The organism is Mycobacterium sp. 1482292.6 (assembly GCF_001672995.1).
Taxonomy (GTDB): Bacteria; Actinomycetota; Actinomycetes; order Mycobacteriales; family Mycobacteriaceae; genus Mycobacterium; species Mycobacterium europaeum_A.
On record NZ_LZKV01000186.1, the window covers coordinates 1 to 25,138 of the forward strand.

Annotated in this window: 22 protein-coding genes; 13 read left to right on the top strand and 9 right to left on the bottom strand. The window is 65.8% G+C overall.

Features of this window, described 5'->3' with window-relative positions; translation table 11 throughout:
* Both A5624_RS17960 and A5624_RS17965 read left to right on the top strand, forming a co-directional pair.
* Nucleotides 1–757, top strand: a 757-nt coding sequence (locus A5624_RS17960; RefSeq protein ID WP_066868768.1) for a glycoside hydrolase family 6 protein, incomplete at its 5' end; no start/stop codon positions are given.
* Between the two features lie 99 nt (nucleotides 758–856).
* Nucleotides 857–1,333 carry a CAP domain-containing protein gene (locus tag A5624_RS17965; protein ID WP_197498215.1) on the top strand — a complete coding sequence of 159 codons (477 nt, stop codon included), beginning with the start codon at nucleotides 857–859 and terminating at the stop codon, nucleotides 1,331–1,333.
* Nucleotides 1,334–1,414: 81 nt separating this feature from the next.
* Here A5624_RS17965 and A5624_RS17970 read toward each other — a convergent pair whose 3' ends face one another.
* The 4 genes from A5624_RS17970 to A5624_RS17985 form a co-directional block, all read right to left on the bottom strand.
* The gene (locus A5624_RS17970; RefSeq protein WP_156749067.1) at nucleotides 1,415–1,936 is read right to left on the bottom strand and encodes a hypothetical protein; all 522 of its coding nucleotides are present in this window, start codon (nucleotides 1,934–1,936) and stop codon (nucleotides 1,415–1,417) included.
* A gap of 24 nt (nucleotides 1,937–1,960) precedes the next feature.
* Entirely contained in the window at nucleotides 1,961–3,598 is a 1,638-nt protein-coding gene (locus tag A5624_RS17975) for a DUF4185 domain-containing protein (RefSeq protein WP_066868775.1), read from the bottom strand.
* A gap of 136 nt (nucleotides 3,599–3,734) precedes the next feature.
* The gene (locus tag A5624_RS17980) at nucleotides 3,735–4,868 is read right to left on the bottom strand and encodes a cellulase family glycosylhydrolase (protein WP_066868779.1); all 1,134 of its coding nucleotides are present in this window, start codon (nucleotides 4,866–4,868) and stop codon (nucleotides 3,735–3,737) included.
* 230 nt (nucleotides 4,869–5,098) lie between these two features.
* Nucleotides 5,099–5,530, bottom strand: a complete 432-nt coding sequence (locus A5624_RS17985; protein ID WP_066868781.1) for a TM2 domain-containing protein — start codon at nucleotides 5,528–5,530, stop codon at nucleotides 5,099–5,101.
* Nucleotides 5,531–5,660: 130 nt separating this feature from the next.
* Between A5624_RS17985 and A5624_RS17990 the strand changes: the two genes are divergently transcribed.
* The 5 genes from A5624_RS17990 to A5624_RS18010 all read left to right on the top strand — a co-directional run bounded on the left by A5624_RS17990 (nucleotide 5,661) and on the right by A5624_RS18010 (nucleotide 10,142).
* Nucleotides 5,661–6,047: a DUF2237 family protein gene (locus tag A5624_RS17990; RefSeq protein WP_064953898.1), complete on the top strand. Its 387-nt coding sequence runs from the start codon at nucleotides 5,661–5,663 to the stop codon at nucleotides 6,045–6,047.
* A 97-nt stretch (nucleotides 6,048–6,144) separates the two neighbouring features.
* Entirely contained in the window at nucleotides 6,145–7,416 is a 1,272-nt protein-coding gene (locus tag A5624_RS17995) for a sulfotransferase (RefSeq protein WP_066868784.1), read from the top strand.
* A gap of 15 nt (nucleotides 7,417–7,431) precedes the next feature.
* Entirely contained in the window at nucleotides 7,432–8,670 is a 1,239-nt protein-coding gene (locus A5624_RS18000; protein ID WP_066868787.1) for an MBL fold metallo-hydrolase, read from the top strand.
* Nucleotides 8,667–9,158, top strand: a complete 492-nt coding sequence (locus A5624_RS18005) for a VOC family protein (RefSeq protein WP_066868790.1) — start codon at nucleotides 8,667–8,669, stop codon at nucleotides 9,156–9,158. The genes A5624_RS18000 and A5624_RS18005 overlap by 4 nt, the downstream gene beginning before the upstream one ends.
* Nucleotides 9,159–9,170: 12 nt before the next feature.
* Nucleotides 9,171–10,142, top strand: coding sequence for an LLM class flavin-dependent oxidoreductase (locus A5624_RS18010; RefSeq protein ID WP_066868793.1), 972 nt, complete (start codon nucleotides 9,171–9,173; stop codon nucleotides 10,140–10,142).
* A gap of 361 nt (nucleotides 10,143–10,503) precedes the next feature.
* On the opposite strand, the gene A5624_RS18015 is transcribed toward A5624_RS18010, so the two are convergent.
* Nucleotides 10,504–11,154, bottom strand: coding sequence for a GntR family transcriptional regulator (locus A5624_RS18015; protein ID WP_066868796.1), 651 nt, complete (start codon nucleotides 11,152–11,154; stop codon nucleotides 10,504–10,506).
* 67 nt (nucleotides 11,155–11,221) lie between these two features.
* Here A5624_RS18015 and A5624_RS18020 point away from each other — a divergent pair, with 67 nt between their 5' ends.
* Genes A5624_RS18020 through A5624_RS18030 form a run of 3 tightly spaced genes read left to right on the top strand, consistent with a single transcriptional unit; the run spans nucleotide 11,222 to nucleotide 14,697 of the window.
* Complete coding sequence (locus tag A5624_RS18020) at nucleotides 11,222–12,586, top strand: LLM class flavin-dependent oxidoreductase (RefSeq protein WP_066868799.1); 1,365 nt, start codon at nucleotides 11,222–11,224, stop codon at nucleotides 12,584–12,586.
* Complete coding sequence (locus A5624_RS18025; protein ID WP_066868802.1) at nucleotides 12,579–13,763, top strand: CaiB/BaiF CoA-transferase family protein; 1,185 nt, start codon at nucleotides 12,579–12,581, stop codon at nucleotides 13,761–13,763. The genes A5624_RS18020 and A5624_RS18025 overlap by 8 nt, the downstream gene beginning before the upstream one ends.
* Nucleotides 13,764–13,779: 16 nt before the next feature.
* Nucleotides 13,780–14,697: a CoA ester lyase gene (locus A5624_RS18030; protein ID WP_066868804.1), complete on the top strand. Its 918-nt coding sequence runs from the start codon at nucleotides 13,780–13,782 to the stop codon at nucleotides 14,695–14,697.
* Here A5624_RS18030 and A5624_RS18035 read toward each other — a convergent pair.
* Genes A5624_RS18035 through prpD form a run of 4 tightly spaced genes read right to left on the bottom strand, consistent with a single transcriptional unit; the run spans nucleotide 14,694 to nucleotide 21,644 of the window.
* Entirely contained in the window at nucleotides 14,694–18,077 is a 3,384-nt protein-coding gene (locus tag A5624_RS18035) for a pyruvate carboxylase (RefSeq protein WP_066868807.1), read from the bottom strand. The two genes, A5624_RS18030 and A5624_RS18035, sit on opposite strands and share 4 nt — an antisense overlap.
* 5 nt (nucleotides 18,078–18,082) lie before the next feature.
* Nucleotides 18,083–19,210 carry a bifunctional 2-methylcitrate synthase/citrate synthase gene (locus tag A5624_RS18040; RefSeq protein ID WP_066868810.1) on the bottom strand — a complete coding sequence of 376 codons (1,128 nt, stop codon included), beginning with the start codon at nucleotides 19,208–19,210 and terminating at the stop codon, nucleotides 18,083–18,085.
* 26 nt (nucleotides 19,211–19,236) lie between these two features.
* The gene (gene prpB / locus A5624_RS18045; protein ID WP_066868813.1) at nucleotides 19,237–20,139 is read right to left on the bottom strand and encodes a methylisocitrate lyase; all 903 of its coding nucleotides are present in this window, start codon (nucleotides 20,137–20,139) and stop codon (nucleotides 19,237–19,239) included.
* Nucleotides 20,139–21,644 carry a 2-methylcitrate dehydratase PrpD gene (gene prpD, locus A5624_RS18050; RefSeq protein WP_066868816.1) on the bottom strand — a complete coding sequence of 502 codons (1,506 nt, stop codon included), beginning with the start codon at nucleotides 21,642–21,644 and terminating at the stop codon, nucleotides 20,139–20,141. The genes prpB and prpD overlap by 1 nt, the downstream gene beginning before the upstream one ends.
* A 109-nt stretch (nucleotides 21,645–21,753) precedes the next feature.
* On the opposite strand from prpD, the gene A5624_RS18055 reads away from it, so the two are divergent.
* The 3 genes from A5624_RS18055 (at nucleotide 21,754) to A5624_RS18065 (ending at nucleotide 25,135) form a co-directional block, all read left to right on the top strand.
* Nucleotides 21,754–23,178 (top strand): short-chain fatty acyl-CoA regulator family protein, encoded by a 1,425-nt coding sequence (locus tag A5624_RS18055; RefSeq protein WP_156749069.1) that lies wholly within the window; start codon nucleotides 21,754–21,756, stop codon nucleotides 23,176–23,178.
* 138 nt (nucleotides 23,179–23,316) lie between these two features.
* Complete coding sequence (locus A5624_RS18060; RefSeq protein ID WP_232002277.1) at nucleotides 23,317–24,114, top strand: DUF4239 domain-containing protein; 798 nt, start codon at nucleotides 23,317–23,319, stop codon at nucleotides 24,112–24,114.
* A 37-nt stretch (nucleotides 24,115–24,151) separates the two neighbouring features.
* Entirely contained in the window at nucleotides 24,152–25,135 is a 984-nt protein-coding gene (locus A5624_RS18065; RefSeq protein WP_066868819.1) for a D-2-hydroxyacid dehydrogenase family protein, read from the top strand.
* Nucleotides 25,136–25,138 lie beyond the last annotated feature (3 nt).

A 25,138-nucleotide genomic window follows, 5' to 3' on the forward strand; every position in this document is an offset into this window, starting at 1 on the left:
GCAGGCGTACTGGATCGTCCCGGGCGGGTCGGCAGGCACGGTCGGGAAGTATGTCGGCGACGCCAATGCCGCCGGCGCCATCCCGGTGCTGGCGATTTATGGCATCCCGCACCGCGACTGTGGCAGTTTCGCCGCCGGCGGCATGGGCTCGGCCGACGCCTACCGCTCGTGGATCGACGGCATCGCATCCGGTGTGGGGGCTTCGCGAGTGGCGATCGTCGTCGAACCCGATGCGCTGGCCATGGCCGACTGCCTGTCCGGTGATGCGCGCCAGGAACGCTTCGACCTGATCCGCTACGCCGTCGACACTTTCACCCGCGATCCGAACGCGGCCGTGTACGTCGACGCGGGTCACTTGCGTTGGCACAGCGCCGACGACATGGCCGCCCGGCTCAATCAGGCCGGCGTCGGCCACGCGCGGGGTTTCAGCATCAACACCGCGAACTTCTTCACCACCGAGGACGAAATCGGTTATGGCGAGGCCATTTCGGGCCTCACGAATGGCTCGCACTACGTGATCGACACGTCGCGCAACGGTGCGGGACCGGCCCCGGACTCCGACCTCAACTGGTGCAACCCCAGCGGCCGAGCACTGGGCACTCCGCCGACCGCCAGCACCGCGGGCGCACACGCAGACGCCTACCTGTGGATCAAGCGCCCCGGCGAATCGGACGGAACATGCGGCAAGGGTGATCCGCCGGCCGGCAACTTCGTGAATCAATACGCAATCGAGCTGGCCCGCAACGCCGGTCACTGAGCGCCGCGAATCGATTTGCGATTCGTGATCGTTCTTGGTTGAAAATGGGTAACATTTAGATACCAAAAACAGCAAAGCGAGCGCGCGACAAGAGGCATCATGGCCAGCAAAGTCGAGATCATCGCCGTCTTCGCGATCTGTACTGCCTTCATCACGGCTCCCGGCGCCCTGTCCGGATTCGTCGCGCACGCCGACGATTCGGGGACCGCGCTGTACAGCGGTATCAACCAGCTTCGCCCGGGATGCCCGCCGATCAGCGACGACCCGCGCTTGACCGAAGCCGCCCAGCGCCATGCCGATGACATGTTGCGCAACGGCGTCAGCGGCCACATCGGGTCGGACGGCTCATCACCGCAGGCGCGAATCACCGCTGCGGGTTATCGGAGCAGGTACTCGGGTGAAATCGTCTTCTGGGGAACCGGATCCGCCGCGACCCCGAAGGAAGCGCTCGACATGTGGATGCAGAGTCCACCGCACCGAGACATCATTTTGAACTGCGCGTATAACGCGGGCGGCTTCGCCACCGCCTGGGACGGCAACAAGATGACCGCCGTCGGGGATTTCGCGGCGTCGTAAAACCTTGTACCAAGCTTTTTTCAAGTCGTAACTTCTGTCGCTATGCCCGGCGACTGTGTTGCCGCCACGCTCGAGCGGTACTCACACGTGGGGCAGCCACCCAGATCCCTTCGGCGACAGCACGAAGCCACGGCCTTGCGGGTCCTTGCACGCGGTCGTGCCTGAGTTGTCGACCCCGCAGATGATGCCGTTCACCGTGATGGAATGGCCCGGAGGCAGCGTTTTGACTGGCTGTCCGTCGATCACGCGTGATGGTTCACCCTCATTCGTCTGCTTCAGCCCAGTGGTGGTTCCGATCCAATTGACTCCGGTGATTCCCGCGTCGGGATTTGAAGGCGCGGGAGGGATCCCGGGCAGGTTGTTGCCAGTGCACTGTGCTTGGTCGGGCATGTAGTTGCAGACGACCCCATCGGGAGTGAGGAAATACACCGTGGGCAGGGGCGGCCGGCCAGGGTTGGAAACGTCGATCGTGTAGTCGCGGACGTTCACTGGTGCGTCTGCGCTCAGATCGGGAAATCGAGGTGGGTCGGCGTGCGCCGTGCAGGCAACTAACAACGTAGCTCCGGCGAGTGTCGTGACGCCGACCAGTTTGTTGATGGCCATATGCATCCAATCGGTTCAGGCGGGTCAGTGATAGGGGCTAAGTTGAAACTCTCGGGTGTTATACGGAGTACCGAACGGCACGCCGTTCGCATCCTTAAGCGTATTCCATTGACTTCCAAATAATTTCAAATCGTCGAGCGTTGATCCGGGCAGGATATATCCACCGTACGGTTGTGGGATGAACTTCGGGCCCCCTGGGTCGCCATTCTGCGCAACGAGGGTTGTGGGCACGTTCGCACTAAACATTTCGGTCGGGTTGGCTCCTACCCGCACTTCAATACTTCCCATATGCGCGTCTACGTTAAAGCCAGATAAGACGGGCTTCCCGCCGATTTCTCGAAAGCTCAGCTCCCCGTAACGGTTCGGGGTTACCTGTACGGCCTGCTGTCCGGGCTTTCCCCAGTCGTTCCCGTTCCACGGCTGCCAGGTTGAACGATCGAACACGTTGCCGGGATCCGCGCGGTACATGGTGATGCCTCGGCTGCGGTCGAAGGAATCGGCGGCGATGTAGACCTTGCCGTCAGTACCCTTATAGCCGCTGACCTGTGTGGGCGCTTCGCCCGCGCCCCGAAACGACCCCGGCACCATGGCCCACCCCTTACCGGGGTCACCATTAACCTCGACCAGCCACGAAGCCACGGGTTTCAAGTCACCCTGAGTGCCCGTCACCATCATGTAGGTTTTGTCGCCGAGCGTGATCGTCCCAGCTGGCAGGGTGTCGGTAACCCCCTTCGCTTCCGCTGGGATGGGAAATAGCTCGCGACCGCTACCTTCTGCTCCCGTCAATGGCGCCCCGAAATGCGGGCGTCCATCGGCATCGAAGGTCACTGGAACGGCGACAGATCGATAGTGCTCGCCCTCACCGACCTTATTGCCGGAGAACGAATCACCAAAGATAGCGAGGTACTTCCCGGGCTGCCCGGGTACCTCGACGACTTCCCCCAAGTCGGCCGCCCCAATTCCTGGGATGCCGGGAATGCCGCCGGTGCCGGCGATCGGACCGAGATCTCTTACCTCACCGGGTTTCAGTGGGCTTTCGATCCAACCGTCTACGGCTTTCGGGATGTCGTAACCGTCGGCATGCAGAGCGCTCATCGATTTCCGTAAGGTGTCCGAGTAGGCGTTGCGAATTGAATTCATCTGCTTGACGGCTTCGCGGACGTCGTCCGCGGCCTGGGCGTGCGCAGCGTCCCTCAGCTTCTCTAATTTGTCGCGTTCCGACGCGGAGAGTTCGAATGTCAGGTCATGATTTATCGCGTGGATGAGTCTGTCGAGTCCCCGCAGCTCGCTGTCCAGCAGGGCGATCTCTTGAGCCCCTTGCTTTTGCGCATCGGCCAACGCGGCGGCGATGGATTCCAGATCGGCGCCGATCTTCGGTAGTCGCTCAGACTGTGCACCAAGGGATTTGGTGACTCGTTGGACTTCGTCGGAGTCATTGATCGGGTGACCACCGTCCTGGTGGTTCCAAGCGGCGGCAAAGCGTTTCCGCGCGTCTTCGAAGGCGTGGTCGGCTTCGGCGGTGTGCCGACCGGCACCGTGAAAGGCCTCCGCCAAACGGTCGATCTGAAACGGGCTGCCGGCCTGCAGGCTCTGATTGATCGCCCATGGATCGCCGCCGCCCGCCGCGATCAGTTCTGCTTCGGTGAAATTTTCCCACGTCATGACGCCGCCAGTAGCCGACCAACACCGACGACCATCGCCGCCCCCTTCTGAGCAGGTATAACCCTACTACCGGAAGGTCTGTGGCGGGCGAGCGTTGATCGACTTCAGCGAAGGGTTACCCCGGCCGCAACCCTGATCAGGTCGGGCTACCGGCCAGCTTTCGCACCGTCAGCGCTTCGATGTCTTGAAACGGGCGTCCCTCGGGCCGGATCAGGTCGTGGAACCACACCTTGGGGACCGAAGTGTACGGGTGATCCCATGAGTCCCAGGGGAAGTAGGTCTGCGTTTTGCCGGCTACCAGGCCCCAGTTGATGGCGCCGACGTTGTGGCGCTTGGCAACCGGCAGGATCGATTCGACGGTGCTGCCCTGGGGGCGCGCCATGTATTCCGTGCACAGGATCGGCCGGCCCAGCGGGGTGAGTTCGTTGATCCGATTTTCGAACCCCGAAGGCCCGGCGTAGGAGTGGAAGGTGATCACGTCGGCGTTGGCAAGCTGGATGTCGCTGATCGCGCTACGCCCCTGAGCTTGCCCCCAATCCCCCTGCCACACACCGCTTGTCAGCGGCTGACTGGGATCCACCGCCCGGGCCCACCGAAACACCTGGGGCAGCAGATTGGTGACCAGTTGCTCCTTGTCGCTTCTTTCGACGCTGCGGTACTGGCGCGCGGGATTGTCGGGCTCGTTCCACAGGTCCCAGCCCAAAACCCGGTTGTCGTTGCGGAATTGGGTCATCACCGCGGTGACGTAGTCGCGCATGACCGAGACGTAGCGAGGGTCGCCGAGTCGATCGGCGCCCGGGCTCTGCGCCCACCCCGAGTTGTGCACGCCGGGCCGGGGCGCGCGCTGGCGCCCCGCGCGTGGATGCGGATCCCAACAGGAATCGAAGAACACGAACAGCGGTTTGATGCGGTGGCGCGCGGCGATGTCGACGAATTGCCCTAGGCGCGTTTGGAAGCCACGCTGATCGGCGGCCCACAGCTGATCATGAAGGAACACCCGCGCGGTGTTGTGGCCGTAGAACTGGGCCCAGCCGAGTTCGGTGTCGATGCGCCGCGGATCGAAGGTATCGGGCTGGAACATCTCGAGCTGGTTGATGGCGTTCGCCGGAATGTAGTTCGCTCCGACGAGCCAGCCCTGCGCTTGATACCAACGGCTCGCGCGCTCGGGTGACCACCGGCCCGCTTCCTCCGCGGAGGCCCGAGGTGCCCGGGCAACGGCGGCGCCCGCCGCCAGTAACAGAGGGAGTTTCAGGGCCGTACGTCGTTCCACGATGTGACGATAAGTTTTCGGGACGATTTCCCCGGGATTTGCTCAGCGCGTCGCGACAGGTTCGTTGTCGGCACCGTCGCACGGCCAAGTTCGCCCGCGATCGTGACCAATCCGTGACCACTACCACCGGCGCGCCCTGGATCGTGGCGAAGCCGTCCAGGTTAGAATCTGGGCCCAACGCAAGCCAAAAGTGTTGGCGGACAGTTGAAAACGTTGTCCAACTCAGGCGCCTAACGCAGCTTGCGACCGTACTTGTCTTTGACGCTGCCCGTGAAGATCATGATCGCGTCGACGATGGCCCAGACGGTGACGCCGAGCAGGACCGGAAATCCGAGAAAACAAAAGAGGCTGAAGAGAACCCCGAACAGCCCCAGGCACAGCTGCGCGACCGCGATCTGCGTCGAGTCGATATAGAAGCGGCCGATACCGAACACGCCGAAGAACAGCTGAAGTAAGCCGGCGGTGGTCGCAGACTTGTCAGACAGCGCCAGCCCGGTCACCGGATCGCGGCCGTACGGCGCCTGGGGGTCGCCGTATCCGGGATAGCCGGGATACCCCGGGAAGCCGGGGTAGGGCTGCGGGGGCGGATATCCCTGCGGAGGCTGCCATCCCCAGGGTGGCTCACCGGGCGGATTTCCGGGTTGGTTGGGCGGCGTCGACATCGATTCGAGTTAACACGCCCGATGCCCGGGCGTCCACACGGGCACCCGATGGGTCCGTCACGCGAAAACCCGACGAAGCAGTCGGCAGATTTTCTTCAAACTTCACCCTCGAGAGCGCAATACTGAACGGGTGCCAGATCGAAACGTGCTTGGCGGCCCGCTGGAACCGTGCGGCACGGACCCGCTGACCGGTTTCTATCGCGACGGCTGTTGCTCGACCGGTCCACAGGATCTCGGGCGGCACACGATCTGTGCGGTGATGACCGCCGAATTCCTCGAGCACCAGCGCTCGATCGGCAATGACCTGTTGACGCCGGTGCCCGAGTACAGGTTCCCCGGTCTGCTGCCCGGCGACCGTTGGTGCGTGACCGCGCTGAACTGGCTGCGCGCCCACCACGACGGTTGTGCCGCCCCGGTGGTGTTGGCCGCGACGCACGAGAGCACCCTCGAGGTGGTGCCCCTGGAGGCGCTGCAAGAACACAAGGTCGACGTCCCCGACGATCTGGCCAACCTCTAGCGCCGGCCGGGCGCGGCGAGGTGGATGCACGGCGGATCTGCGCCGCGGCTAGCGTCTGTGTCGTCTTTCTCACCTGATGCGTCGGAGAGGGGTTGCGGTGGGTTCCGCGGTTGACGACATCGACTTCGACGACCTGACGGCGCCCCGACTGACCGACGTGCAGCGCCAGATCCTAGAATTCACCGAAGCCAAGCCCGTCGATCTGGACATCGATCGGATGCTCGCCGAGGCCATCGAGCAGACCGGCCTGCCGGCCGGAACCGCCGACCTCGACGACACCGACGGGTTCGCCGACCGGCTGCGGGCGCACGTCGGGGCCATCGAAGCCGACGACGCGCTGCGCCAGCTCACCCGCGGATCGCTGCGCCAACGTGTCGTGCGCCTGCTCCGCAACCGGCTATCGCTCACCGAACTCATCCGGCGCTATCCCGAAATAGAATCTATCCCGATCGAAAAACCGTTCATCGTCGTCGGGATGCCGCGTTCGGGCACCACACATCTGGTGAATCTCATTGCCTCCGACCCGCGCCGGCGCGCGCTGCCGTATTGGGAGAGCCAAGATCCCATTCCCGCGCTGGGGCAGGGCCCCGACATCTTCGGCGTCGATCCCCGCTATGCCCGCGCGAAAGCGGAACATGATGCGCTGATGGCGAGTGCACCCGTGGTAGCCGCGATGCATGACCGCTTTCCCGAGGCGATCGAGGAGGAAGTGGAGCTTCTCGACCTCGACATGGCCTCGTACGTGCTGGAATGGCATGCGCGCGTGCCCGATTGGCGCGACTATTACTTGCGCCTCGACCAAACTCGGCACTACGCGTACATGAAGAAGGTGCTGCAGACGCTGACCTTCCTGCGCGGTCCACGGACATGGGTGCTCAAGAGTCCGCAGCACTGCGAGCAGCTCGGCCCGTTGATGGCGACGTTTCCCGACGCGACGGTAGCCTTCACGCACCGCGACCCCGCCGCGGTGATCCAGTCGGCGATCACCATGATGGCGTACTCGGATCGGTTGCGCCGCAGCAGCATTGACCCGCAGTGGCTGCTGGACTATTGGACTGACCGCGTGTATCGACTCCTCAGCGCATGCGTGCGCGACCGCCATCTGGTGGCGCCCGAACGCAGCATCGACATCAACTTCCACCAGCTGGGCGGCAACGAGACGCCGGTGCTCGAAAAGCTGTATCAGCGCGCCGGCGTGGAGCTGCCGCCCAAGGTACGCGAACGGTTCCAGCGCTACCTGGACGGTAATCCACGGGGAAAACACGGCCGCATCCACTATGAACTGCAGCGGCACTTCGGCACCTCCGCCGACGAACTGCGCAGCCGTTTCGGCTTCTACCTCGATAAGTTCGACGTCCGTCCCGAATAAAAGGAGTCACCAGCGATGTCCGAACCGGTCTATCGGAGCCGGCCGGGCGCCGACGCGATGCGCCCGGCGTCCGCCGAGAGGGCCGAGGAGATCGCCCCGGGCCTGTGGTGTTCGCCGGGCCTGTCCAACTCGTATCTGCTCACCACGACCGAGGGTCGGGTGGTCATCAACACCGGGATGGGCTTCGAGGGGCCGGTGCATCGCGCCAACTTCGACGCCGTCGACCCGTCGCCGGTGCGCTACATCATCTTCACGCAGGGCCACGTCGATCACGTCGGCGGCCTGGACAGCGTGCGTGATCCCGACACGATCGTTGTCGCGCAGGCGAACTGGAAGAGCTGGCGCGACGACAACGACCGGCTGATCCCCTATCGGGCCAGCCGCAGCGCTTTCGCATTCAAAGACACGTTGGCCACCGGCATTCAGGCCATCCAACGGCGCCTGGGGACGTCGCGGCTGGCGGGCCAGAGCGTGCCGGTGGTCGACATCGATTTCGAGGACACCCTGCGCCTGGAAATCGGCGGCCGGCGAATGGAACTGATTTCGGTGCCCGGTGGAGAGACCACCGACTCCCTCGTGGTATGGCTGCCCAACGAGCGGATCTGCCTGTGTGGAAACACCTTTGGTCCGCTGATCGGGCACATTCCCAACCTGGTCACCATGCGCGGCGATCGGTATCGGGACGCGTTGACGGCGATCGCGTCGGTGGACAGGGTGCGGGACCTGCAGGCCGACCTGCTGGTGACCGGGCACTTCGAGCCCGTCCAGGGCGCCGAGCGCATCGACCGAGAGCTCACGAGGCTGCGAAACGCCATCCAGTACATCCACGACCAAACCGTTGACGGGATGAACGCCGGCAAGGATGTTCGCACGTTGATGCGCGAAATCACGCTTCCCGCGGAATACGAAGTGGGACAGGGCTACGGCAAAGTCGCCTGGGACGTGCGGGCAGTCTGGGAGAACTACTCCGGCTGGTTCCACCACGAATCGACCACCGAGCTTTACCCCGTCGGGTTCGATTCCGTCGCCGCCGACGTGGTCGAACTGGCCGGCGCCGATGCGCTGCTGGAGCGTGCCCGGGCTCATTTGGCAGCCGATCGCGCGCTGCAGGCCATCCACCTGGCCGAGCTTGTTCCGGGGGATCATCCGGGGGCTCGCGCCGTGTTGCGCGACGCCCATGAAAAACTTCTCGCCAGCAGCACGAACTTCTGGGAGAGTGCCTGGCTGCGCAACCAGATAGCGAGGAACACATGACGGCATTCGCGTTACGGCCCGAGGACTTCTACCACACCGGCATCATCGTGCCCGACCTCGACGCGGCGATGGCAGGGCTGAGCGCGCTGGCCGGTTACCGGTGGATCACCCCGGTGAGCTACACCTTGCCCTTTCGCACGGCCGGCGGAACCCAAGAGATCACTTCGACTTTCGTCTATTCGCTGCAGGCGCCGCACGTCGAACTGATCAAGGAGGTACCCGGGACGGCCTGGACGGCGGCACCCGGCAACGCGATCCACCACCTCGGCTACTGGACCGACAACCTGGCCGAGAGTGCAAAGATGCTGGAAGACAACGGCTTCAGCTTCGAAGCCACCGCCGACACCGCGGGCCCGTCTTCGAACGGCGATCTGGCGCTCTTCGCCTACTACGTCGACGACGCGGGAACCCGTATCGAGATCGTCGACCGCGCGCTGTTCCCGGACTTTCCGGGTTTCCTGCAGGCGGCGGCCGGCCCGCAAGCGTAGCAAGGCGGGCAGATGCTGTTGACGGTGCTGCGCTTCAATTTCGCTTCCCCGCAAGGCGATCCACGCACGCAGGGCAAGCTCCTATCCGCGGCGCTCGAGCTGGGACAGTGGGGAGAGTCCCACGGCATCACGTCCGTCAGCGTCGACGAGCATCACGCGACCGGACACGGGTGGAGCTGCAATCCGATCATGGCCGCGGCGATGTTTTTGGCCCGGACCTCGAAGCTGATCGCGAGCGTCGATTGCGCGTTGGGGCCATTGTGGAATCCGGTGCGACTTGCCGAGGACATCGTCCTCGTGGACAACATGAGCCGCGGACGTCTGCACACAACGGTGGGCCTGGGCTACCGGACGGTCGAATATGACGCTCTCGGAGCCGATTTCAGCCGGCGCGGTGCACTGATGGATGCCCTGCTGGAACGAATGCTCGCCGTGTGGTCGGGTACTGATCCGGAACACGGAATCTGCACCGGCACTTGGTCGCGGCCGCATCCCCCGCTGTACGTCGGGGGTGGCGCACGTGCCACGGCGCGGCGCGCGGCCCGGTTCCGGCTGCCGCTCAGTTTGGCGGACCACCTGCCCGATATCGCCGACTATTACCGCGAGCTGTGTGCGGAGGCGGGCATGTCGCCGTTCATCCTCATGCCGGGGCCGGTCAACCGCGGAATGATCTACCTGCACGAGGACCCCGACCAGGCGTGGGCGGAGCTGGGACAGCATATCCTTTGGGAGGCAGTGACTTACGGCCGGTGGTCCACCGACCAGCGTTCGCTCATGCACCTGCCCGGTGTTCAAACGCTGGACCAGGTCAGGGCGTCGGGACGATACCGCTTCCTCACCCCGGAGCAGCTGATCACGGAGGTGCGCGATGCCGACAACTATGGGCCCCTCGTGATGCACCCACTGGTCGGCGGCATGCCGGTCGACGAAGCGTGGAAGTCGGTCCAGTTGCTCACGGACCAGGTCTTGCCCGCACTCAGCTGACCGCCTCGAATCGTCAACGCGCGATTGCAAAACCGGAATGCGGGTATGTGAGCTCGAAGCCATGCTCACAGACGAAAAGGGGAGATCCGTTGAGATCTGAGGCGATGATGACGATGACCCTGCTAGGTGGTACCGCCCTGGTGGCGCTGGCGGTCGGTTGTGGTGCGGGCGCGAGTGCAGCGGCAACTCTTCCCGAGGCGCCGCCGACGCCGACATCGTCCAGTCCGGCTCCACCTGCGCCCGCTCCGCAGCAAGTGCCCTACGGCGGCAGCGGCGAAAGCCCCCCGGCGGGCGGGGGTGGTGCCGCGGGTGGCGCAGGCGGAGGAGCCGGCGGCGGCTGACAGTTGACCGGCGCCCGCGGTTAACCGTCGCGGCGCTGCTCCAGCCAGTCGGCCAGCGAGCGACCCGCGTCCAGGACATGTCGTTCGGCAATGGCGCGCGCCCGCTCGGCGTCTTTGTCGCCGAGCGCGTCCAATAGCTCCTGGTGCTCGTCGAGTGAGTGCTTCTCGTGCTCGGGGAACAGGGTGAGGAAATTGCTCGGCACCACCCGGGCGGCCTGTTTGATCTGGTTCATCAGCCGGGGCGAGTGCGCGGCGCGGTGGATCATCTGATGGAAATGCCAGTTCGCCTCGCCGATGCTGTCGTCACCGGATCGAGCGACGACGTCGGCCGCGAGTTCGCGCAGTGTCTCCAGCTCCGGTCGCTCGATCCGTGCGGCCGCCCACGCCGCGGCCTGCCCGGTCAGCACACCGAGGATGGTGAAGCTGTCCAGGACGTCGTCCGGGCTGATGCCGAGCACGGTCACGCCGCTGCGTGGGGCGACCTGGACCAGGCCCTCGAAGGACAGCTCCAGCAGCGCCTCTCGCACGGGGGTGCGGCTGGTCGCGAATTCCTCCGTGATCGCATCGAGGTCGACCCGCGCCCCGGCGGGCAGTGCGCCGGTGAGAATCCGGTCGCGTAGCTCGCGCGCGGCGCGCTCACGGACGGTTCCGGAAATATCGATCCTCGCCACCTGCGCACAATACCAAACGGCAGATCTAGCGTTTGATATCTGAAATATCAGATGTTACGTTTCAAAAATGCGCACCGACAAGATGGCCCTCGTCGCCTTCATGCAGGCCGGCAGCACTTCCGTCTACGCGGGCTCCTGGCGGCATCCCGCAACCGAGCACCGATACCTGGACGCCTCCTACTACGCCAAGATCGGCCGCCAGCTCGAAGAGGGCTGCTTCGACCTGATGTTCTTCGACGACCGTCTGGCGATGCCCGGCGTCTACGGCGGCTCGGTGGGCGAGGCCGTCCAGTACGGCGCCCGCCCGGTCAAGCTGGACCTCAGCGTGATCCTCGGCGTACTCGCACAGGCCACCTCCAGGATCGGGCTGGGCGCCACCTACTCGACGACCTACTACCAGCCGTTCCACGTCGCGAGAACGTTCGCCTCGCTGGATCACCTGTCGGGTGGCCGCGCCGCGTGGAACGTGGTCACCTCGGTCAACGACAGCGAGGCGCAGAACTTCGGCGTCGAGGCCCACCTCGGCCACGACGAACGTTACGACCGGGCCGACGAATTCATGGACGTGGTAACCGGGCTGTGGGACACCTGGGAGGACGGCGCCGTTCTGCACGACCGGGTGTCGGGGCAGTACGCGGATCGCACCAAGGTGCACGAGTTGGGCCACGTCGGCCGATTCTTCTCCACGCGCGGGCCGTTGACGGTGCCACGAACCCCGCAGGGCCGCCCGGTCATCATCCAGGCCGGTTCGTCGGGACGGGGACGCGAATTCGCCTCGCGGTGGGCGGAATTGATCTTCACCGGTGATCCCGGGATCGACGTGGCGCGCAGCCACTACACCGATCAGAAGGACCGCATCGCCGACGCCGGCCGCGATCCCGCCGCGGTTCGCATCTGCCCCATGGCATACGCTGTGGTCGGCGAGTCGGAAGCCCACGCCAAGGAGCGCGAAGCCATGTTCCTGGATGATCTGGTTCATCCGATGGCATCGCTGACGCTCTTGTCGGAATTGATGAATTACGACTTCGCCCAACACGATCTCGACGATCCGGTCACCGACGAACTGCTGGCCTCCGTCTCCGGAATCCGCGGTCTGGTGCAGAACCTGCGCACCCATATCGGCGGGGAAGCGGTCACGCTGCGCGACCTCGCCAACCATCGCGCCACCCTGCTGCAGGGCCCCCGTTTCGTGGGCACCGGCCCCCAGGTCGCCGATCAGATGGCGGACTGGTTTCAAACCGGAGCCTGCGACGGATTCGTGCTGGCCGCAACGCATCTGCCCGGGGCGTTCGAAGACGTTGTGCGCATGGTGGTTCCGGAGCTGCAGCGCCGGGGGCTGATCCGCACCGAGTACGAGGCGTCGACGTTGCGGGAACACCTTGGGCTGCAGCGCCCTTCGTGCGCGCGGGTGGCTGCCGGTGCCAATGCTTGACGGGCTGCGGGTACTCGACCTCGCCACCCTGGCCGCCGCACCCCTGGTGGCGACCTACCTGGGCGAGTTCGGCGCCGACGTGATCAAGGTGGAACAACCCGGGCACGGCGACCCGATCCGCGGCTGGGGCAATCAGCGCGACGGAGTCGGGTTGATGTGGAAGTCGATTTCGCGCAACAAGCGTTCGATCACACTGGACTTGCGCTGCGCCGAGGGCCAGGCGTTGGTGCGCCGTCTGGTGGCGCGCGCCGACGTCGCCATCTTCAACACCCGCCCCCAGACATTGCGCAAGTGGGGGCTGGACTATGAGAGCCTGCGTGCGGTCAACGACCGGATCGTGATGCTGCACATCACCGGTTACGGATTGAGCGGGCCGAAGAGTGAGCGCCCGGGGTTCGGCACGCTCGGTGAGGCGATGAGCGGATTCGCGCATATCACCGGCCAGGCCGGCGGGCCTCCCACCCTGCCGCCGTTCATGCTGGCCGACGGTGTCGCCTCGCTGAACGCGGCCTACGCGGTGCTGATGGCGCTCTATCACCGTGACGTGCACGGCGGGCCCGGGCAGTTGATCGACGTCAACCTCATCGATCCGCTGGCCCGGCTGCTGGAGCAGACGCTGCTGGGCTACGACCAGTTGGGTCTGGTGCCCGAGCGATCGGGCAACAGATGGGATATCTCCGCGCCGCGCAACACCTATCGCACCGCCGACGACAAGTGGCTGGCAATGTCGGGCAGTTCACCGGCGTTGGCCCTGCGGGTGTTCCGGGCGATCGGCCGCAACGACCTGCTGGCCGACGCGGACTTCTCCGACCCGCAGCGACGGCTGGCCCGAGCCCGGGAGGTCGACGCGGTGGTGGCCGATTGGGTTGCCACAAAGACTCTTTCGGAAGCGATGGCCATTTTCGACGCCCACGAGGTGGCCGCGGCCCCCGTTTATGACATCGGCGATCTAATCGCCGACGAGCAACTGGCGCATCGGGAGGTGTTCATCACCGTCGAGGACGCCCAGCTGGGAGCCATGAAGGTGCAGGCACCCGTTCCGCGGTTCTCCTCGGTGTCCGGCACGGTCGAGCATCTCGGACCTCGCCTCGGCGAACACAACGCCGAGGTCTATGGCGAACTACTCGGGCTGACCGCCAACGACATTGACGACCTGCACGCCCGCGGCGTGCTGTGACAGAAGGACCTCACTGGTGACCGATCTGCTCCGTCGTTCCGAACTCGCGGTACCCGCGAGCAACGACAACATGTTCGAGAAGGGCGCCCAGTGCGGCGCCGACCTGGTGTTCCTCGATCTCGAAGACGCGGTGCCCGCGGCGTTCAAGGAGGAGTCGCGCGCCAAGGCGATCGCCGCCCTCAACGACATCGACTGGGGCCACACCGCCCGTGCCATCCGGATCAACGGGCTGGACACCCCGTGGTGCCACGACGACGTCGTCGAGGTGGTGACCAAGGCCGGCCAGAACCTGGACACGATCATCATTCCGAAAGCCCGCAGGGCCCGCGATGTGTGGTGGGTGGACGTGCTGCTCACTCAGCTGGAGGCCAAACTCGGCCTGAGCAACCGCATTCGGCTCGAGGTCCTCATCGAAGAGGTCGAAGGCCTGGCCAACGCCGAAGAGATCGCGGCGGCCAGCCCTCGGCTGGATGCCTTGATCTTCGGCGTGGGTGACTTCTCGCTGTCGCAGGGCGCCCGGGTGGACACCAACTTCGTCCCACTCGGCGAATATCCCGGCGAATTCTGGGCTTACGCGCGCAACAAGGTGATCGTGGCCGCCCGCATCGCCGGCATCGACGCGATCGACGCGCCGTATCCCGACTACCGGGACCTGTCGGGCTACGAACGCGACGCGCGGCGCGCGTCGCTGCTCGGCTACACCGGCAAGTGGGCCATCCATCCCGACCAGGTTCCCGTCGCCAACGAGGTCTACGCCCCGACCGCCGACGAAATCGCCCGGGCCGAAGCCAATGTCGCCGCCTACCGGGCGGCCGAGGCCAAGGGCCGCGGTGCCGTCGGGGTGAACGGCGTGCTGGTCGACGCCGCCCACGTGAAGCAGGCCGAACAGACCCTGGCGCGCGCTGCCCTGATCAAGAGCAGCCTCCGGCGCTAGTCGATCACCACCAGAAGGTCGCCGCCCTCGACCTGTGCCGTTTGCGAGACCGCGATTCGCGCGACCTTGCCGGCCTTCGGCGTGGTGACGGCGGCTTCCATCTTCATCGCTTCGATCGTCGCGATCGTCTGGCCGGCTTCGACTTCCTCGCCGACGTCGGTGGTCACCGTCACGACCCCGGCAAAGGGAGCCGCGATGTGGTCCGGGTTGGCGCGGTCGGCCTTTTCGGCCGCCGGCACGTCGGAGGCGATGCTGCGATCGCGCACCACGACCGGGCGTAGCTGACCGTTGAGGATGCACATCACCGTGCGCATGCCACGTTCGTCGGCATCCGAGACGGCCTCTAGGCCGATCAACAGCTCCACACCGCGCTCCAGCTCGACGCGATGCTCGTCGCCGTGGCGTAATCCGTAGAAGAACTGGTTGGCGCTCAGCCGAGAGGTGTCCCCGTACTGTTCGCGATGGTCCTCGAGTTCTTTGGTGGGCCCGGGGAACAGCAGCCGGTTCAGCGCCGCCTGGCGGTCGGCGCCCGGGGTGGCCAACGCCTTTTCGTCGTCGGCCGACAGCTCCTGTTCCGGCTTCGCCGGGCCGCGTCCTTCTAATGCCTTGGTGCGCAACGGTTCGGGCCAGCCGCCGGGCGGGTCACCGAGTTCTCCGCGCAGGAAGCCGATGACGGAGTCGGGGATGTCATAGCGGGCGGGGTCCTCGGCGAAGTCCTGCGCGCTGACGCCGGCGCCTACCAGCGCCAGCGCCAGATCACCGACCACCTTGCTGGACGGGGTGACCTTGACGAGGTGCCCCAGGATGGCATCGGCTCCGGCGTAGGCGTTTTCGATGTCCTCGAACCGGTCACCGAGCCCCAGGGCGATGGCCTGCTGGCGCAGATTCGACAATTGACCACCGGGGATCTCGTGGTGATAGACGCGGCCCGTCGGGGCGGGGAGGCCGGATTCGAAGGGGGCGTACACCTTTCGGAGCGCTTCCCAATACGGCTCCAGGTCACACACCGCGGCCAGTGACAGCCCGGTGTCGTAGGTGGTGTTGGCCGCGGCGGCCACGATCGACGACAGCGCGGGCTGGCTGGTGGTTCCCGCGAGCGGGGCCGCGGCGCCGTCGACGGCGTCGGCCCCGGCGTGCCAGGCCGCCACATAGGTCGCCAGCTGCCCACCCGGGGTGTCGTGGGTGTGCACGTGCACCGGCAGGTCGAATCGGGACTTGAGCGCCGAGACCAGGGTGGTCGCCGCGGGCGCGCGCAACAACCCGGCCATGTCCTTGATCGCCAGCACGTGCGCGCCCGCTTCGACGATCTGTTCGGCGAGCTTGAGGTAATAGTCCAGCGTGTAAAGCTTTTCGGCGGGGTCGCTGAGATCGCCGGTATAGGACATCGCCACCTCGGCCACCGATGCCCCGGTTTCACGCACGGCGTCGATGGCCGGCCGCATCGAGTCGACGTTGTTCAACGCGTCGAAGATCCGGAAGATGTCGATGCCCGTTGCCGTCGCTTCCTCGACGAACGCCGTCGTGACCGTCTCCGGATAAGGGGTGTACCCAACGGTGTTGCGTCCGCGCAGCAGCATCTGCAGGCAGATGTTCGGCAACGCCTCGCGCAGCGTTGCCAGCCGCTCCCAGGGGTCTTCCTTCAGGAACCGCAGCGCGACATCGTACGTGGCACCGCCCCAGCACTCGATCGACAACAACTGCGGTGTGGTCCGGGCGATGTAGGGCGCCACCTTGATCAGTCCGCTGGTGCGCACCCGCGTCGCCAGCAGGGACTGGTGGGCGTCGCGGAAGGTGGTATCCGTGACGCCGACACCGGGTGACTCCCGCAGCCACGCGGCGAATCGCTCCGGCCCGAGTTCGGTCAACCGCTGCTTGGAACCCGCCGGCGGATCCACCGACAGGTCGACGTCGGGCAGCTTGTCGTGCGGGTACACCGCGGACGGACGCTCGCCGTGGGGCTTGTTGACGGTGACGTCGGCCAGGTAACTCAGAATCTTGGTGCCGCGATCGGCGGAGCTGCGGGCGGTGAGCAGCTGCGGGCGCTCCTCGATGAAGGACGTGGTGATGCGACCGGACTGAAAGTCGGGATCGTCCAGAACCGCTTGCAGGAAGGGGATATTCGTCGAGACACCGCGGATGCGGAACTCGGCGACCGCACGGCGCGCCCGACGCACCGCCGTGGCGAAGTCGCGGCCCCGGCAGGTCAGCTTGATCAGCATCGAGTCGAAGTGCGCGCTGATGTCGGCACCGAGCGTGGTGCCGCCGTCCAGCCGGATTCCCGCGCCACCCGGGGTGCGATAGGCGGTGATCCGGCCGGTGTCCGGCCGGAACCCGTTCGCCGGATCCTCCGTGGTGATCCGGCACTGCAAGGCCGCACCGTGCGGAACGATCGAATTCTGGCTCAAGCCAATGTCTTCCAGGCTCTGTCCGCCGGCGATCCGCAGCTGCGCCGACACCAGGTCGACGTCGGTGATCTCCTCGGTGACCGTGTGCTCCACCTGGATGCGCGGGTTCATCTCGATGAACACATGATTGCCGCGTTCGTCGAGCAGGAACTCCACGGTGCCGGCGCACGTATAGCCGATGCTCTGCGCGAAAGCCACCGCGTCCGCGCAGATCCGTTGGCGCAGCGCCGGATCCAGGTTGGGTGCCGGTGCGATCTCGACAACCTTCTGGTGGCGGCGCTGCACACTGCAGTCCCGCTCGTAGAGGTGAATGACGTTGCCCTGGCTATCGGCCAGGATCTGCACCTCGATATGACGCGGATTGATCACCGCCTGCTCGAGAAACACCGACGCGTCCCCGAACGCGGATTCCGCCTCGCGGCTGGCGGCCTCGATCGCCTCGGGCAGCGACGCCGCGTCGGTTACCCGGCGCATCCCGCGCCCGCCGCCACCGGCGACGGCCTTGACGAACAGCGGGAACGTCATCGACTCGGCGGCGGCCACCAGCTCGTCCACCGATGTCGACGGTGGCGAGGAAGCGAGCACCGGAAGACCCGCCGCCCGCGCCGCCGCGATCGCCCGGGACTTGTTACCCGTGAGCTCGAGCACCTCCGCGCTCGGGCCGACGAAGGTGATGCCGGCCGCCGCGCATGCCGCCGCCAGATCGGGGTTCTCCGACAGGAAGCCGTAGCCGGGGTATATCGCGTCCGCCCCGCACGCCTGTGCCGTCGCGACGATGTCGTCGACGGACAGGTAGGCGCGGACCGGGTGGCCCTCCTCGCCGATCTGATAGGACTCGTCGGCCTTGAGCCGGTGCACGGAATTGCGGTCCTCATACGGGTACACCGCGACCGTGCCGATTTCCAGCTCATAGGCCGCGCGGAACGCGCGGATCGCGATCTCTCCGCGATTGGCGACCAGTACCTTCGCAAACACGGTCTTTACGATAGAGCCCGTTGCGGTGGTCCGACATACTCGCTGAGCGGACGGATCAACGCGTTGGACGCGGTCTGCTCGATGACGTGTGCCGTCCAGCCGGTGATCCGGCTCATCACGAAGATCGGCGTGAACATGCCGATGTCGAAGCCCATCAGGTAATAGGCAGGTCCGGTCGGGAAATCCAGGTTGGGTTTGATGCCGTTGGCCTCGGCCATGCCCTTCTCCAGGGCTTCGTAGATGTCGAGCCACTTCTGGCCGTCGCGCGCCGCGGCGACGCGCTTGAGTGCCTCCTTCATGGTCGGCACCCGCGAGTCACCGTTCTTGTACACCCGGTGACCGAATCCCATGATCTTGTCTTTGCCAGCCAGCTTGCCCCGCAGCCATTCCGCGGCCCGCTCGGGGGTGCCGATGTCGAGCATGTCGTGCATGACGGCCTCGTTGGCGCCGCCATGCAGCGGGCCCTTCAGTGCGCCGATGGCCGCCGTGACCGCGCTGTAGATGTCGGATTGGGTGGAGGTGACCACCCGGGCCGCGAAGGTCGATGCGTTGAAGCTGTGCTCGGCATACAGGACCATCGACTGCTCGAAGGCGTCCACCACGACCTGCTCGGGAACGTCACCGAAGCACATGTGCAGGAAATTCTGCGCATAGTTCATGTGGCTGTGCGGGGCGATGGGGTCCAGGCCCCGCCGGCGGCGCATGTCGGCGGCGACGATCGTGGGCAGCAGCGCGAACATCCGCAACGCCTTGCCGTAGTTGGCCGACGGGCTGCTGTCGTCCTCGTCCGGATCCTCGGCACCCATCGAGCTGATGAAGGTGCGCACCACGTCCATCGGATGGCAGGTCTCGGGCAATTTGGTCAACAGCGACAGCTGGGATCGGTTCAGCCGCCGGGCCGCTCGTTCGCGCTGACTGAACAGTGCAAGCTGTTGCTCGTCGGGAAGTTCGCCGTGCCACAGCAGGTAGGCAACTTGCTCGAAGCTGCAGTTCGCCGCCAGGTCCTGGACCGCGTACCCGCGGTAGGTCAGGGAGTTGGTCTCCGGCACCACCTTGGAGATGGCGGTGGTGTCGACGACGACACCGGCCAGGCCCTTGTAGATGCGGGGTTGGTTGTCTTCGACGGTGCTCATTGCACGGCTCCTCGAGGGGTGAAGTTTCAAATCGCGAAGTTGTAGATGTCGGAATCGAATCGGGTGTATTCGGCGTAGCGCAGCAGCTCATAGAGTCGGCCGCGATGTTGCATGCGGTCCAGAAGGCCCGATTGCGTTCCGCTGTCGGCGATTTCCCGCAGACCGAGCTCGACGGCGTGCATGGCCAGCCGCAAGGTGGTGACCGGGTAGATCACCACGTTGTAGCCGATGTCGGACAGCTGCTGGGCGGTCAAGAGCTCCGACTTGCCGAATTCGGTCATGTTGGCCAGCAACGGCGTGTGCACGGCGGCGCGGAATCGTTCGAACTGCGCCGGCGTTTGCAGGGATTCGGCGAATATCAGGTCGGCGCCCGCGTCGGCGTAGGCCTTGGCGCGCTCGATCGCCGCGGCCACCCCTTCGACCCCGGCGGCATCGGTGCGGGCGCAGATGATGAAGTTCGGATCCCTGCGGGCTGCCACGGCGGCCCGCAGGCGTTTGACCATCTCGCCGGCCGGCACCACGGCCTTACCGTCGAGATGCCCGCAACGCTTGGGGTTTTGCTGGTCCTCCAGGTGACAGCCCGCCAGCCCGGCGTCCTCCAGGACCGTTACGGTGCGCGCGGCGCTCATCGGTTCACCGAACCCGGTGTCGGCGTCGATCAGGGTGGGCAGGTCGGTGACCGAGGCGATCTGCGCTCCGCGCCCGCTGACTTCGGTCAGGGTGGTCAGGCCGATGTCGGGCAGGCCGAGGTCGGCCGACAGCACCGCCCCGGAGACATACACCCCGTCGAAACCGAGCTCGGCGACGAGGTTGGCCACCAGCGGGGAGAAGGCGCCTGGGAAGCGTTGCAGCTCGCCACTTTCCAGCCCCGCGCGGAACGCAGCCCGCTTGGTCGCCGCGGGCACCGCCGCGCCGATCAGGCCGCCCATCAGAAGATCCCCGAGGGAATCGCGGGCCCCTGGGCGAGCACCGCCGGGGCGACGTCGATATTGAGCGCGCCCAGCGCACCCGGCTGCAGGTCCGAAAGGGACTGTGCCGCCGACAGGAAGCGCCGCTGCTCGGTTTCGCTGACCACCCCGTCGGCCAGCTCGCTGAACTTTCCGATGTACTGCTCACGCTCGAACGGTCTGGTCCCCAACGGATGCGCGTCGGCGACGGCGATCTCATCGACGATGACTTCACCGCTTTTGAGGGTGACCTCGGCGCGGGCGCCGAACGCCTGCTCCGCGGGATCGGAAGAGTGGTAGCGCCGGGTCCATTCGGGATCTTCGACCGTCGAGACCTTGCGCCACAGTTCGACGGTGTCGGCCCGGTGCGCCCGCTCTGGCGTGTAAGACCTTTCGTGGTGCCAGGTTCCGTCCTGCAAGGCGACCGCGAAGATGTACATCACGGAGTGGTCCAGCGTTTCTCGGGAGGCGTCCGGATCGAATTTCTGCGGGTCGCCGGATCCGGTGCCGATGACGTAATGGGTGTGATGGCTGGTGTGCAACTCGATCGTGGCGATCTGGTCGAGATCGCCGATGCCCTCGCGCATCCGGCGGGCCAGGTCGATCAGCGCCTGACTCTGATATTCGGCCGAGTGCTCCTTGGTGTAGCTGCCCAGAATGGCGCGCTTCGGCTCGCCGGGCTCGGGCAGCGGGACCCGATAGGTGTGCTCCGGACCCGAGAGCAGCCAGGCGATCACCCCGTCCTCGCCCTCCCAGATCGGTGCGGGCGCGCCCTCGCCGCGCATGGCGCGGTCGACGGCCTCGATGGCGACCTTGCCCGCCCAGGCGGGTGCGTACGCCTTCCAACTGGAGATCAGGCCCTTGCGGGACTGCCGGGTGGACGTGGTCAGGTGTAGCGCCTGTCCGATCGCGGAATAGATGGTCTCCTTGTCCAGCCGCAGCATGGTGCCCAGTCCTGCGGCCACCGATGGGCCGAGGTGAGCTACGTGGTCAATCTTGTGCTCGTGCAGGCAGATTCCCTTGGTCAGGTTGATTTGGATCTCGTAACCGGTTGCGATGCCGCGGATCAGGTCGGCTCCGCCGATCCCGAGGTGCTGCCCGACCGCCACCAGCGCCGGGATGTTGTCGCCCGGGTGGGAGTACTCGGCGGCCAGGAAGGTGTCGTGAAAGTCCAACTCGCGCACGGCGACCCCGTTGGCCCAGGCCGCCCATTCCGGGGAGTAGTCACCCTGGACACCGAACACCTTGGCTCCCCTGGCGGAGGTCGGGTGGGCCTGTGCCTGGGCGCGGGCCGCGGCGGTCGAGCGGCGGTTCACCGAGGCTGCCGAGACCGCCGCGTTGTCGATGATGCGGTTGATCACCATGGCCTCGGTGTCCGCGGGCACGGCGACCGGGTCGGCCGCGACCTCGGCGATCTTCCATGCCAGGTGCTCGTCGCGGGGGAAATCGTCGGCGCTGCGTCGGGTTCGAACGTCATGACTCCGCATAAGCCGCACAGTACGCAACGCTGGTCGCGCGGTAAATCCCCTGTAAAAGCGTAATCGTGTGTCCATAATCGCCGATTTTTGCGAATGTTGTGAAAGACGGCGGCGTACCGTGTATCGGGTGGCGAAGACGTTCGCCGGCGCGCGGCTCCGGCGATTACGCGAGGAGCGGGGGTTGACCCAGGTGGCGTTGGCGCGCGCACTGGGACTGTCGACCAGCTATGTCAATCAGCTGGAGAATGATCAGCGCCCGATCACCGTTGCGGTGCTGCTCACCCTCACCGAGCGGTTCGACCTACCGGCGCATTACTTCGCGCCGGAATCCGACGCCCGCTTGATATCGGACCTGCGTGAGGTGCTGGCCGACACGTCCGCCACGCCGGCGCAACTCGAGGAGCTGGTCGCCCGCATGCCGGCGATCGGGCAGACGCTGGTCAATCTGCACCGCCGGCTGCACGGCACCACCGCCGATCTCGAAGCGCTACACAACCGCGCCAACGTCGACACGTCGGGGATGTCCCAGCAGCCCATGCCGTTCGAAGAGGTCCGCGACTTCTTCTACGACCGCAAGAACTATATTGGCGAACTGGACATGGCCGCCGAAGACCTGTTCAACGAGAACAACTTGCGCATCGGCGGTCTCGACGGCCAGCTGGCGCAGCTGCTCGCGGACAAGCTAGGCGTCACGGTGGTGATCGACGACGGCCAAGCGTTAGATCCCAACTCCAAACGGCTGTTTGCGCCCGAAACGAAGACCCTGTACGTGGCGCGGTGGCTTCACCCGGGCCAGCGTGCCTTCCAGCTCGCCACCCAGATCGCCTTGCTGACCCAGGACAGGTTGATCACCGGGATCATCGCCGGCGACGATCAGCTCAGCGACGATGCGCGCGGCGTCGCCCGCATCGGCCTGGCCAACTATTTCGCCGGCGCGCTGCTGCTGCCCTACCTGAGGTTCTTGGCGGCGGCCGAGGCCGTCCGCTACGACATCGACCAGCTGGCGCGGCGATTCGAGGTCGGGTTCGAAACGATCTGCCACCGGCTGTCCACTTTGCAGCGCCCCAACGCCCGCGGCGTTCCCTTCATCTTCGTCCGGACCGACAGTGCGGGAAACATCTCTAAACGCCAGTCCGCCACCGCGTTTCACTTCTCCCGCGTCGGCGGCAACTGCCCGCTGTGGGTCGTGCACCGCGCGTTCTCCCTTCCCGGCCAGTTTCTGACGCAGGTCGCGCAGATGCCCGACGAGCGCACGTACTTCTGGATCGCCAGGACCACCACGACGGAGCCGAGCCGCTACCTCGGGCCGGACAAGAGCTTCGCCATCGGGCTGGGCTGCGACGTCGCCCACGCCGGGAAGCTCGTGTACTCCGTCGGCATCGATCCGACCAACACCGAATCGATCGTGCCGATCGGCGCCGGCTGCAAGATCTGCGACCGGCCCGCCTGCCCGCAGCGCGCCTTCCCGTACCTGGGGCGTCCGGTGTATGTCGATCCGCACAGCAGCACGGATCTGCCGTATCCGCCGGCGATTACGCCGTAGTTCCGTCAGCGACGAACCCGCCCACCCGAGCAGTATGCGGTCGGCGACGCGGCGACGTGCACGGATCCGCGCACATTTGCGCAGCCGCCGGTTACAGTCGATCCGGAGTTTCCGGCTCCCTCGGTAGGAGGGTGAAATTTGGGCCGCTGGATCGTGAGCAACCTGCCGGCGTGGCTGGTATTGCTGGGCCTTCTTGTCATCGTGGCGGGCGGAGCGGTAGTCGCCCAGATGATTCTGCGGCGCCGCTATCCCGCGCTCACCGCGGACGTACACAACGACGCCACCCGGTTCGCATTCGGGGTGATCTGCCTGGTTTACGCGTTCTTCGTCGGCTTCATGGCCTCCGGGTTGTGGAGCCAGGTCAACAGCGAAGACGACCAGGTGCGGACCGAAGGCGCGGCCGCCGTGCAGTTGGCCCGCGACAGCACGGTGTTCGACAAGGCCGACACCGATCGAATACGCCAGGCCTTGCTGGATTACGAACACGCAGCGCTAGCCGAGTGGCCGGTCGTCGCCAACGGGGGCGCGACGTCCCCCGAGGCCGACAACGCGTTACACCGCGTCTATCTCGCCTACCAACAGGCCCGGCCGCACACCGACATCCAAAAGGCTTTTCTGTCCACGTCTTTGGCGAATCTCGATCGGGCAAGTCAAGCGCGCACCGCCCGCGTCATCGAGACCCAGACCAACACCGGCCCGCCCTGGTCGATCTGGACGGTCATCCTGCTCACCGCCGGCATGGTCGTCGGGTGCTCGATCGTCTACGGCGTCAGGCAACCCCGGATGGACTACATCATGGTCGCGACCGTGGGGGTGCTGGTTGCGGCAGACCTGTTCCTCATATTGGAACTCGCGCATCCCTACGTCGGTGAGGTCGCCACGTCGCCGCAGCCGTTGCGCAACGTCATCGCGGCGTTGACCACACCCGCGACGTAGTGTTCCAAGCGGCCATGCTTCGAGTCGGGGAGACCACGTGCCCAAGGTAGCGATTCTCGATGACTACGCCGGCGTCGCCTTGCACGTTGCCGACTGGTCGCCGGTGCAAAAGCGGGCCGACGTCACCGTTTTCGACCGCCACCTCGACGAGGACGAAGCGGCCGAGGTGCTACGACCGTTTGACGTGGTGTGCACCCTGCGGGAGCGGATGGCGTTTCCCCGAACGCTGATCGAGCGGCTGCCGGACCTGAAGCTGATCACGATCGTCGGCAGGAGCCTGCCGAACCTGGACATGGCCGCAGCCACCGAACACGGGATATTGGTGGCGCGCTCGGATTTCGCGCATCCCCGGTTCAGGTCGATGCGGGACGCCACACCGGAACTCGCCTGGGGTCTGATGATCGCGACGGTGCGCAATCTCGCCGAAGAGCATCGCAACATGCGTGCCGGCGGCTGGCAGCGCAGCGCGGGAGTCACCTTGTCCGGTAAAACCCTCGGACTGCTTGGCCTGGGCCGGGTCGGCGCTCGGATGGCGCACTACGCCGCGGCGTTCGGCATGGAAGTCCTTGCCTGGAGCCAAAACCTCACCCAGGAGACCGCTGCGGGGTTGGGTGCGCGCAGGGTCGAGAAGGCGGCGCTGTTCGAATCCTCGGACGTGGTTTCCGTTCATCTCGTGCTCTCGGAGCGCACCCGAGGTCTGGTCGGCGAGGCAGAGCTGGCGCTGATGAAGCCGCACGCCTACCTGATCAACACCTCCAGAGGTCCGATCGTGGACGAGGCCGCGCTGATCGACGCGTTGGAAGCGGGGCGCATCGCCGGGGCCGGCCTGGACGTCTACGACGCCGAGCCGCTGCCGAAAGGCCACCGGCTGCGCCGGCTTTCGAACGTGACCCTGTCTCCGCACCTGGGCTACGTCACTCGCGAGATGCTGGGCGCCTTCTACTCCGACACCGTGGAATCGGTGGTGGCCTGGCTGGACGGCACGCCGATCCGGATCGCCGATCCCGAAGGACGGCGCTGAGCC

Excerpts from the sequence above, each read along its gene's own strand:
- A5624_RS18020 (WP_066868799.1), top strand. The coding sequence starts at position 11,222 with ATGCGCACCGACAAGATGGCCCTCGTCGCCTTCATGCAGGCCGGCAGC.
- prpD (WP_066868816.1), bottom strand. The coding sequence starts at position 21,644 with ATGCGGAGTCATGACGTTCGAACCCGACGCAGCGCCGACGATTTCCCC.
- A5624_RS18000 (WP_066868787.1), top strand. The coding sequence starts at position 7,432 with ATGTCCGAACCGGTCTATCGGAGCCGGCCGGGCGCCGACGCGATGCGC.
- A5624_RS17975 (WP_066868775.1), bottom strand. The coding sequence starts at position 3,598 with ATGACGTGGGAAAATTTCACCGAAGCAGAACTGATCGCGGCGGGCGGC.
- prpB (WP_066868813.1), bottom strand. The coding sequence starts at position 20,139 with ATGGGCGGCCTGATCGGCGCGGCGGTGCCCGCGGCGACCAAGCGGGCT.
- A5624_RS17965 (WP_197498215.1), top strand. The coding sequence starts at position 857 with ATGGCCAGCAAAGTCGAGATCATCGCCGTCTTCGCGATCTGTACTGCC.
- A5624_RS17985 (WP_066868781.1), bottom strand. The coding sequence starts at position 5,530 with ATGTCGACGCCGCCCAACCAACCCGGAAATCCGCCCGGTGAGCCACCC.
- A5624_RS18005 (WP_066868790.1), top strand. The coding sequence starts at position 8,667 with ATGACGGCATTCGCGTTACGGCCCGAGGACTTCTACCACACCGGCATC.
- A5624_RS18040 (WP_066868810.1), bottom strand. The coding sequence starts at position 19,210 with ATGAGCACCGTCGAAGACAACCAACCCCGCATCTACAAGGGCCTGGCC.
- A5624_RS17970 (WP_156749067.1), bottom strand. The coding sequence starts at position 1,936 with ATGGCCATCAACAAACTGGTCGGCGTCACGACACTCGCCGGAGCTACG.
- A5624_RS18025 (WP_066868802.1), top strand. The coding sequence starts at position 12,579 with ATGCTTGACGGGCTGCGGGTACTCGACCTCGCCACCCTGGCCGCCGCA.
- A5624_RS18010 (WP_066868793.1), top strand. The coding sequence starts at position 9,171 with ATGCTGTTGACGGTGCTGCGCTTCAATTTCGCTTCCCCGCAAGGCGAT.